The organism is Marinilabiliales bacterium, assembly GCA_007695015.1.
Taxonomy (GTDB): Bacteria; Bacteroidota; Bacteroidia; order Bacteroidales; family PUMT01; genus PXAP01.
On the sequence record REEN01000058.1, the window covers coordinates 64,501 to 74,963 of the forward strand.

The window sequence follows — 10,463 nt, forward strand, 5'->3', positions numbered from 1 at the left end:
ATCGATCAATTATCTGTTATACAAAGAAATTTTTAAGGTCGTCAAACCTGATTTTACCTTCATACCATGCCTTTCCAAAAACCACTGCCGGGATACCGGACTCATCAAGTAATCCTATATCACCTGCAGATCCGACACCTCCGCTTGCTATCAGGAAAAGGCCCGGATAGTTTTCCATGATTTTTTTGTACAGGCCTACCGAGGTCCCCGACAGCATCCCGTCACGCTCAATATCAGTGCAAAGAACAGTTGAAATACCCTTTTTCATCATTTTCCCGATAAATTCGATCAGGGGTATCCCGGCATCCTCTTTCCATCCGGAAATGACAATCTTTTCATCCCTGGCATCAGCAGCAAGCAGGATCCTATTTCCTGCATATTCTGCCAGCACCCTGTCCAATTCGTCTTCGTTTTTTACTGCCATACTTCCAATGCAAACCATTGATGCACCTGCACTGAATATGGACCTGACATCTGCCAGATCCTTTATCCCGCCTCCAAAATCAGTGAACAGGGCAGTTCTTGCCGAAATTTTTTCCAACACCTTCAGATGGGTCAGCCGGCCCTTGCCCGCACCTTCAAGATCGACTATATGCAGTCGCCTGAAGCCAAGGTCCTCAAATTTTTTCGCCAGGTCAACCGGATCATCCCGGTAAATCGTTTTCGAATTGAAATTCCCCTTTTCAAGCCTGACACATTTGCCCTCTATCAGGTCTATTGCCGGTATCAGTTCAATCATAATTGAATAAATCTTTGTAATATTTTTTCGCCGTAACTTCCTGATTTTTCAGGATGATATTGCGTTGCAAAAAAATTATCCCGCTCAAGTGATGCTGAAAACCTGCACCCGTAATCACTGACGGCAGTAGTATTCATTACCTCGGGTACATAATAGGAATGAACAAAATAGACAAACTCCCTGCCGGCTGAATTGTCATAGAGATACCCACGGAGATCTTCCAGTTCATTCCATCCCATATGGGGAACTTTCCCCGTCCTGAACCTGACCACATCGGCATCAAAAATGCCGAGGCAACTTGTATTCCCTTCCTCGGAAAACCGGCACATAAGCTGCATGCCAAGACATATGCCCAATACAGGCTGCTTCAGCTCTTTAATTACAGAATCAAGTCCCCTCTCCCTGAGATGCTCCATAGTGCCTGACGCTTCACCCACTCCGGGAAAAATGACCTTGCCTGCGTTTCTGATCTTTTCATGATCATCAGTTATCTCAGAAGATAACCCGAGTCGCTGCAGTGCAAAATCAACCGACCTGATATTGCCGGCATTATACCTTATAATGACTATATCGTTTCTGCTATTCACCTCAAGTGTGTTTGGTCCAATATTTTTTTTAACTACTAAAGCATTCCCTTTGTCGTCGGCAACTCCTGGTTCAGTGGTTCCCTCCTCACAGCCATACGGATTGACCGTGCAAACGCCTTGAAAATGGCTTCTATCTTGTGATGTTCATTTTTTCCGGCAGCCCTGACGTACAGATTGCATCTGGCTTCTTCACTAAAAGAGTGGAAGAAGTGGGAAAACATTTCGGTAGGAACATCACCTATCTTTTCGCGATTGAAATCAGCCTCCCAGTTAAGCCATGACCGGCCGCCAAAATCAATCCCGCACAGAACTGCCGCATCATCCATAGGCAAAAAAAATCCGTACCGTTCAATCCCTGTTTTGTTTCCGAGAGCTTTAAGAAATGCCTGGCCCAGAGCCAGTCCCGTATCCTCGATTGTATGATGTTCGTCCCGGTGCAGGTCTCCCCTGACCCTTATATCCAGGTTGCAACCGGAATGTCTTGCGATCTGTTCCAGCATATGATCAAAGAAACCGAGCCCGGTTTCAATTTTAGATTTTCCTGTCCCATCAAGGGATAGATCAATCTCTATCTTCGTTTCAGATGTTTCCCTTCTGACAGTGGCAGTTCGCTCAGGCAGTAAAAGGTGCATGAAGATCTCATTCCATGAGGCTGTTACAAGTGAGCAACTCTTTTCAAGCGAAGCCTGCCTGACCTCTGCAATTCTTTCCGGGCTGCCTATCAATATTCCTTTGCATCCAAGATTGTCAGCCAGCTGAATGTCAGTCAGCCTGTCTCCGATAACAAAAGAATTTCCCAGATCATAGTCCCCTTCAAGGTATTTGCCTAAAAGTCCTGTTCCGGGCTTCCTTGTAGGAAGATTATCTTCGGGTAATGACCTGTCGATCAGAATTTCGTCAAAAACAACGCCTTCATTTTCGAAAGCCTTGAGCATCTTTTCCTGGACTGACAGGAAATCCTCCTCAGGATAACTTTCACTGCCAAGTCCGTCCTGGTTGGACACAATAACCAGCTCATAGTCCAGGTTTTTTCGAATATTGTACATCGCCCTGAATACACCAGGCAGGTATTCCAGCTTCGCGAGTGAGTCAACCTGATAGTCATCAGGGGGCTCAACTATCAGCGTGCCGTCGCGGTCAATAAATAATGCCTTCTTCATCTGTCTGTTTTTATGAGTGATTTTTGTGCGATCTTTCATATTCTCCGAGGGCATCAAGAAGAATGTCTGTCTCCTCATGGCTGCCTACTGTAATTCGCAGGCAATTACTGCATCCTGTTGCCGAAGAACGGTTTCTCACTATTATGTTTATGTCTACAAGATAACTGTATAGATCTTCGGCATCATCAACCTTAACAAGTATGAAGTTCGCGTCAGACGGATAGACTTTTTTAACAAAAGAATAATTATTAAGTCTTTCAAAAAGCATTGACCTTGTATCAATAATCCCGGCAACAACCTGATCTTTCAACCTGCAATCATGCAATGTTCTTACGGCCTCGTCAATTGTGAGTGAATTGACATTGTATGGGGGCTTTATTTTATTAAGAACATCAATTATTTCCCTTCCGGCGAATGCCATTCCAAGTCTTATCCCTGCCCTCCCCCAGGCCTTGGAAAGCGTACGTAAAACAACCAAATTCGGGATCTTCAGTACATCGTCAATAAAAGCCTGAGTTCCGGAAAAATCGATATAAGCTTCATCTATAACCAGTATGCCACCGAACCAGTCCAGTATTCCAAGAACTTCACTGCGCATGAAACTATTTCCGGTAGGATTGTTTGGCGAGCACAGGAATATTATCCTGGTATTGCCATCCGCAACTTCCCTGAGCGCTTCCGTATTCAGAGAAAAATCCTCATTTAATTGAGCTTTGCGGTATTCAGCCCCATTAATGGCAGCAGCCACCTCATACATTCCATAACTTGGGTCAGGTGCTACAACGTTATCTGTACCGGGCTCACAAAATGCCCTCATCAGCAGGTCAATGGCTTCATCGCTCCCGTTCCCGGCAAAAATATTGTCAGCAGGGAGCTGCGTCATATCTGAAATAACTTTTTTAAGATATCGCTGTCGCGGATCGGGATACCTGTTCAGGGGACGGAAATAGGGATTCTCATTGGCATCCAGAAATACCGCATTATCACCCTCAAACTCATCGCGGGCTGATGAATAAGGTTTAAGCTCCCTGATATTTTTCCTGATCAGTGAATTGACTGATTCCATGATTCATTGGTTTTATTCATCAGATAATCGAGACGTACCTTTACGGCCTGCCTGTGAGCCTCAAGCTCTTCTGCCTGGGCCATAAACTCAATTACGGGTCCGAGGGCCCTTATCCCGTCGGGTGTAATTTCCTGGAAACTGGTCCGCTTCATAAAAGCACCGGTTCCGACACCGCTCCAGGCCCTTGCAAAACCATTTGTCGGAAGCGTATGGTTGGTACCTGATGCATAGTCTCCCGCACTCTCCGGCGTGTAGTTTCCAAGAAAAACAGATCCGGCGTTCAATACCCTGTCAGCAAGTTCATTGTAATTTTCAGTTGCAATAATAAGGTGTTCAGGAGCATAGGCATTAGTAAAATCCATCAGTTCATCATAGGTGTCAAACAGGAGAATACGGCAATATTTCAGGGCTTCTGATGCTATATCGCGCCTTGGCAGACGGTTCATAAGGCGCTCAATCTCAATTTTAACCTTTTCAATTATTGTGTTGTCAGTGGTCAACAGCATCACCTGGCTGTCTTCGCCATGTTCAGCCTGGGATAGGAGATCAGCAGCCACAAAAGAGGAGGGAACGGTATTGTCAGCTATCACGGCAACTTCTGAGGGACCAGCAGGAAGGTCAATAGCAACTCCATAACTTGTTGCAATCTGCTTCGCCATTGTAACCCATTGGTTTCCAGGACCAAATATCTTGTCAACCCTGGGAATTGTCTCCGTGCCCCATGCCATTGCAGCAACAGCCTGTGCCCCTCCGGTACGGTAAACAGTGGTTACATTTGAAATTGAGGCTGCATAAAGTATTGCCGGATGGATCTCGCCATTGCCACCTGGAGGCGTGCAGATGATTACCTCCCTGCAACCGGCAATATGTGCCGGTATGGCAAGCATCAGGACCGTTGAGAACAACGGGGCTGTGCCACCGGGAATGTACAAACCTACCTTTTCAATCGGAAGATACTTCATCGTACACTCTACTCCGGGCATGGTGGTAACTTTCACTTCAGCAGGTTTCTGTGCCCTGTGAAAAGCTTCAATGTTACCCGCTGCCAGCTTTATTGCATCCTTCAGCCGGCCGTCAAGGAGGTCTGCCGACTTCCTGATTTCTTCATCAGCAACCCGCAGATCAGACACCTCAGCACCATCAAACTGCCGGCTGAATTTTTTAAGCGCATCATCACCTTCACGCTTTACCATGTCCATTATATCCCGGACATCCTTTTCCAGCTTTGAATTGTCAATATGAGGCCGCCTGCAAAGCTCCTCCCATTGCCCGAAAGGGGGATTGATAAAAATCTCCATTGCTACAGAATTATATTATACAATCATTTTCTCTATCGGTATGACAAGAATGCCCTGGGCACCATACTCACGCAGCTTTCCTATCACCTGCCAGAAATCGTTTTCATTTACTACCGAATGAACAGAACTCCAGCCTTTAAGGGCCAGTGGCAGGACAGTCGGACTCTTCATGCCCGGTATAGCTTCTATTATCTTATCCAGCTTGTCATCCGGGGCATTAAGCAGGATATACTTGTTGTTTCTTGATGCCAGTACAGTCCTGAGCCTGAACAAAAACTCCTCCATAATTCCGGCTTTGCGTCCGGCAAGCGCCGGAGAACCAAGTAAAACAGCTTCCGAGTCCATTATTCTCTCGACCTCTTTCAACCCGTTGCTCAGAAGAGTGCTTCCTGAGCTGACTATGTCAAATATACCGTCTGCCAGTCCGATCCCGGTTGCAATTTCCACTGATCCGGCAATTACGTGTATATCGGCCTTTATTCCTTTTTTGTCAAGCCAGCACCTCAGAATATTAGGATAAGAAGTTGCAATTCTCTTTCCTGCGAAAAACGATGTTCCTTTATAATCAACCGATTTCTGAACGGCCAGCGAAAGCCTGCACCTGGCGAAACCAAGTCTCTCATGGATCTCCAGTGCAACATCCGATTCGGCAAAAACATTCTCCCCGACAATGCCGGCGTCTGCTACCCCGTCAGCAATATATTTCGGTATATCATCATCCCGGAGGAACAGGATCTCAACAGGGAAATTTGATGATGGTGAAATCAGTTTCCGAGAACCGTTTCCCAGGTTTATCCCTGCTTCAGATATGATTTCCAGCGATTTCTCACTTAACCTTCCTGATTTTTGAATTGCGATTTTTAGCTTTTCCATAAATTTATCTGACTAATATTAATAAAAAAAAGGCCTGCAAACAGTATGCAGACCTTTTAAAGTATATCTTTACGCCTGGCGGCAATTCTGCATACCTATTCAACATCACAATGATGATGATAATGCAGGAAAGCCGTCATTGAATTAATGGTCATATCAATATTATTTCTGCATGCAATATTATATATTTATTTCATAAAAAAGATATAATTCTTAAAAAATGTCAGAAAAAGGGTATATAACCTCTGAGAAGATAAGTATAAGAGAACTGGCCAAAACCAGCGAATCCCCACTCCTCCAGCGGATGCCCGGTGTTGTATTCAAATTGATTGAAAAAATAATAATGCAGGATGAGATCAACAGGATAATTGATGAATACCGGGATTATAAGGGAGTTGATTTCCTGCCAGTTATGCTTGAAGATATAAACATACGCCCTGTTATAAAGGGAATTGAAAATTTACCCGGTAATGGCCGGTGTTTTTTCGTTGCCAACCACCCATACGGGGTAGCTGACGGCTTGCTCATAACGTGGCTGGTGTCTTCCAGGTATGGTGACCTAAGGGCAATAGGAAATGATGTCTTTATGCTTATCCCACAGTTAAGGCCTCTTATAGCTGCAGTAGATGTATTTGGCAGGAGCAGCTACAGGGAATATATCCGCGAGCTGGACAAGGTATACAAATCTGACATACCCATTACACATTTTCCTGCCGGCTTGGTTTCCAGATACACAAATTTCAGGGTTCAGGACAGCATGTGGCATAAAAGCTTTATCACAAAGGCAATTGAATGCAAACGGGATATTGTACCCCTGTACTTCCCCGGAAGGAATTCATTTATTTTTTACCTAATCAGCTTTCTGAGAAATCTGTTTTTTATAAAGGTCAATCTTGAACTGTCACTTCTACCGAGAGAATTCTTCAATAAGAGAAACAAGAGCCTTGAGGTCATAATCAGGAAACCGATTTCCTGGAAAATATTTGACAAATCAAAAACTCCCCAGGAATGGGCCGGATGGGTCAGGGAACAGACTTATAAGCCTGATTACTATTAACAGTCTGCGTGTAATGCTTCTCCGGCAATAATTGTGTGAACCATAACAATTATTAATTGTTCATAAAGTGGGTAAAATCTCCATAAAGATGAACATGAAAAAGGAAACATGGATGGTAGATGGTATGTCGTGTGCATCATGTGCGGCAAATGTGGGAAATCTACTGCAAAAAGAGAAAGGTGTGCGGTTCGCAGATGTTAACCTTGCAACAGGTACAGTTATAGTTGAGTATGATAACCGCAACACTGGTTTCAGCCGGCTTGACGCGATTCTGAGAAAATCAGGATATGGACTTTCGGTAAGGGAGCAAATCTCAGACGACGGAACCGGCACACAGGAAAAGGAAAGACTCTCCGGGCTCCGGAATAAGGTAGCTGCATCGGCAATACTTACTTTACCGGTTTTCATATACGGTATGTTTTTTATGCATGCAACAGGTGCCAACCCGATAATGATGGCTTTTTCAACGCCGGTAATCATATACCTGGGGCGGGAATTCTTCATAAATGCCTGGAAAAAAGCCATGAACCGGCAGGCAAACATGGACACCCTTGTTGCAGTCGGCACAGGTTCAGCCTACCTTTTCAGTGTTTTTAATACGCTGTTCCCCGGGTATCTCCTCTCCAGGGGACATCAGCCATATGTATATTTTGAAGCCGCAGCAGTTATAATAACACTGATTTTGCTCGGCAGATATCTCGAGGGGAAGGCAAAATCAAAAACATCAGCTTCCATCAGAAAGCTGATAGGGCTTCAGCCGCAGAATGCAAGGATAATTGTTGATGGGAAAATCAAGGATATACCTGCAGATATGGTTGTCCCGGGTAATATTATCCTGGTAAGGCCTGGCGAAAAGATACCGGTAGACGGGACGGTAACTGAAGGGACAGCATGGGTTGACGAAAGCATGATTACCGGAGAGTCAATGCCAGTTGAAAAGAACAAGGGTGACAAGGTTATAGGTTCAACAATAAACGGATCGGGAAGTTTCTATTTCAGGGCCGAAAAAGTCGGATCAGAAACAATGATTGCCCGTATAATAAGAATGGTTGAAGAGGCACAAGGAAGCAAAGCCGGTATTCAAAGGGTGGCTGACAGGTTTGCAGGGATCTTCGTCCCGACAGTTATAGTTGTCGCAATAATAAATTTTGCATTGTGGTATTTTTTAGGGCCTCACCCCTCTCTGACTTATGCAGTAGTCACATCCGTATCCGTTCTTATTATTGCCTGCCCGTGTGCACTCGGACTAGCAACCCCAACTGCCCTGATGGTGGGGATTGGCAGGGGGGCTGACATGGGGATTCTTGTACGCGATGCTCAAAGCCTTGAAACGGCAAAGAGGATCGACACCATTATCCTGGACAAAACCGGCACCCTTACAGTCGGCAAACCTGTGGTCACAGATACTGCAACCGTTGTTGAACCAGGCATGGATAAAGTCCATGAAGAAGTGTTGCTTGGCGCTGAAAACAGGTCTGAACATCCACTCGGACTTGCGATTGTAATGCATCTGTCAGAAAAAGGCCTGGAACCTGATAATCCTGATAAGTTTGTCAGTATCACAGGCCGGGGAATTGAATTCACAAAGGGAGCCAATAATTACCTTGCGGGAAGTCTCAGATATATGGAAGCTGCCGGGGTTGAAATACCTGATATGATAAGAGAAAAAGCCTCCGGATTTGAATATGAAGGGAAAACACCCGTATATTTTTCTGTCAACAAAAGGGTGCTGTTTCTGTATGCGGTATCTGACAGTTTGCGTCAATCTGCCGGCGATGCCGTAACCAGGCTTAAAAGGATGGGGCTTGATGTTCACATGCTCACGGGAGACAATGAGGCAACTGCACGTGCAATTGCCAGCGCGGCAGGTATTGAAAAATATGTTGCCAATGCCCTGCCGGATGACAAACTCAGATATGTTGAGAACCTTCAAAAACAGGGCCGTGTTGTAGCTATGGTCGGAGATGGTATAAATGATTCTCCTGCACTGACCAGGGCCGATCTCGGAATTGCAATGGGCTCAGGAACAGATATTGCTATGGAAAGTGCCGGGATAACAATAGTTAAGGGAGATATAGACAAGATCGTTGCTGCCATCAGGCTGTCCTTTGCAACAGAGCGTACAATAAGGCAAAACCTTTTTTGGGCATTTATCTATAACACATTAGGCATTCCTGTTGCCGCAGGTGTACTCTATCCTTTTACAGGATACCTTTTAAATCCAATGCTGGCCGGAGCAGCCATGGCTTTCAGCTCGGTATCGGTGTTGAGCAACAGCCTGCGGCTCAAAAGAAAGAATATTTCAAGCTAACCAGCTGCATACCAAGTCAAAATCAGCAATAACCTTTAACATTATTTATGAATATTTGTATTCCCGGTATATAACTGGATTTCTGTGCATTAATTCTGCATGGATAATGATGGGTCCCTCAGCATTAAACATTGAAGTGAGTTAAAACGTTATTTACACCAGCTAATGTTAATTTTACCCGCAATTTAGCGTATCTGAGGATATTATTAATCCAGCTATCTTCCCGGTAATCTTACGGGTTAATGAATTATGCAAACCTAAAGAAGTTATCATGACATCCAGGAAAAAAGTCAGGGTACTGTTTTACACAGTTATAACCATTGCGGTGCTTGGAATTATTGCATATCCCAAGGTCAGGCCATTACTTGCCGGCAACAGCAACTCCCCGCAGGGAAATCCCGGCCAGCAAAGGGGGCCACAGGCTCTTAATGTACAGGGAATGGTGATAACACCCCAACACATGAGTGAACTGATCAACAGTACCGGGACCCTGTTATCTGATGAGGAAGCCGATCTTGCATTTGAAACAGCCGGAAGAATTGTAGGTATCTTTTTCGATGAAGGCACCCGGGTGAGGAAAGGGGACCTGATGGCCAAGATCAACGACAGGCCGCTGCAGGCTCAATTGCAACGGCTTACGGCACAGAAGAGACTTGTTGAAGAGCGGGAATTCCGCCAGAGAAGCCTCCTTGAACGTGATGCCATAAGCCAGGAAAGCTATGACCAGGTTGCAACCGAACTCCAGGTAATTGAAGCAGATATATCATTACTTGAGGCAAGAATTGCTGAAACTGAATTAAGAGCGCCTTTTGACGGCATAGTGGGACTTCGTTACCTTAGTGAAGGCAGCTATGTTACACCGAATATAAAAATTGCCCGGCTGGTAAAGAATCAGCCCATTAAAATCGAATTTTCTGTTCCTGAACGCTATTCGGGCCAGATTACCGAAGGGTTCCCGATAAACTTCCGCATGGACGGCATAGCCAATACTTTCAATGCCAGGGTTTATGCTGTTGAGCCGAAGATTGATATAAGAACCCGGACAATCAGCGTGAGGGCATTATATCCAAATACAAATGAAGAGCTTTCACCAGGCAGGTTTGCCCAGATTAATCTCCAGCTATCAGAGATAAACGATGCTGTGGCAATCCCGACAGAGGCTGTAATTCCCGAGATGGAGGGCGAAAGGGTCTTCGTTTACCGTTCGGGCAGGGCGCAGTCAGTTAATATAAATACCGGATTGCGGACAGAATCACATATACAGGTGATTGGCGGACTGGAGTTCGGAGATACACTACTGACCACGGGAGTTATGCAATTGCGTCCCGGTATGCCTGTAGATATATACTTATTTCAGGAAAACGGAAACTAA

At 45.1% G+C, this 10,463-nt stretch carries 9 protein-coding genes; 3 read left to right on the forward strand and 6 right to left on the reverse strand.

What is annotated here, in order from left to right; genetic code table 11:
- Window positions 1–16 precede the first annotated feature (16 nt).
- The 6 genes from hisA to EA408_07560 are packed head-to-tail and all read right to left on the reverse strand — an operon-like array spanning window position 17 to window position 5,723.
- Window positions 17–739, reverse strand: a complete 723-nt coding sequence (gene hisA / locus EA408_07535; GenBank protein TVR72162.1) for a 1-(5-phosphoribosyl)-5-[(5-phosphoribosylamino)methylideneamino]imidazole-4-carboxamide isomerase — start codon at window positions 737–739, stop codon at window positions 17–19.
- Window positions 736–1,326, reverse strand: coding sequence for an imidazole glycerol phosphate synthase subunit HisH (gene hisH, locus EA408_07540; protein TVR72163.1), 591 nt, complete (start codon window positions 1,324–1,326; stop codon window positions 736–738). Before hisH ends, hisA begins: the two co-directional genes overlap by 4 nt.
- Window positions 1,327–1,361: 35 nt before the next feature.
- Window positions 1,362–2,486 carry a bifunctional histidinol-phosphatase/imidazoleglycerol-phosphate dehydratase HisB gene (gene hisB / locus EA408_07545; GenBank protein TVR72202.1) on the reverse strand — a complete coding sequence of 375 codons (1,125 nt, stop codon included), beginning with the start codon at window positions 2,484–2,486 and terminating at the stop codon, window positions 1,362–1,364.
- A gap of 10 nt (window positions 2,487–2,496) precedes the next feature.
- Window positions 2,497–3,552: a histidinol-phosphate transaminase gene (hisC, locus tag EA408_07550; protein ID TVR72164.1), complete on the reverse strand. Its 1,056-nt coding sequence runs from the start codon at window positions 3,550–3,552 to the stop codon at window positions 2,497–2,499.
- Window positions 3,531–4,850, reverse strand: coding sequence for a histidinol dehydrogenase (hisD, locus tag EA408_07555; GenBank protein ID TVR72165.1), 1,320 nt, complete (start codon window positions 4,848–4,850; stop codon window positions 3,531–3,533). Before hisD ends, hisC begins: the two co-directional genes overlap by 22 nt.
- A gap of 15 nt (window positions 4,851–4,865) precedes the next feature.
- Window positions 4,866–5,723, reverse strand: a complete 858-nt coding sequence (locus EA408_07560) for an ATP phosphoribosyltransferase (GenBank protein TVR72166.1) — start codon at window positions 5,721–5,723, stop codon at window positions 4,866–4,868.
- Window positions 5,724–5,943: 220 nt separating this feature from the next.
- Here EA408_07560 and EA408_07565 point away from each other — a divergent pair, with 220 nt between their 5' ends.
- The 3 genes from EA408_07565 (at window position 5,944) to EA408_07575 (ending at window position 10,463) form a co-directional block, all read left to right on the forward strand.
- The gene (locus tag EA408_07565; GenBank protein TVR72167.1) at window positions 5,944–6,780 is read left to right on the forward strand and encodes a hypothetical protein; all 837 of its coding nucleotides are present in this window, start codon (window positions 5,944–5,946) and stop codon (window positions 6,778–6,780) included.
- Window positions 6,781–6,868: 88 nt separating this feature from the next.
- Window positions 6,869–9,091 carry a copper-translocating P-type ATPase gene (locus EA408_07570; GenBank protein ID TVR72168.1) on the forward strand — a complete coding sequence of 741 codons (2,223 nt, stop codon included), beginning with the start codon at window positions 6,869–6,871 and terminating at the stop codon, window positions 9,089–9,091.
- A 271-nt stretch (window positions 9,092–9,362) separates the two neighbouring features.
- Window positions 9,363–10,463, forward strand: coding sequence for an efflux RND transporter periplasmic adaptor subunit (locus tag EA408_07575; GenBank protein TVR72169.1), 1,101 nt, complete (start codon window positions 9,363–9,365; stop codon window positions 10,461–10,463).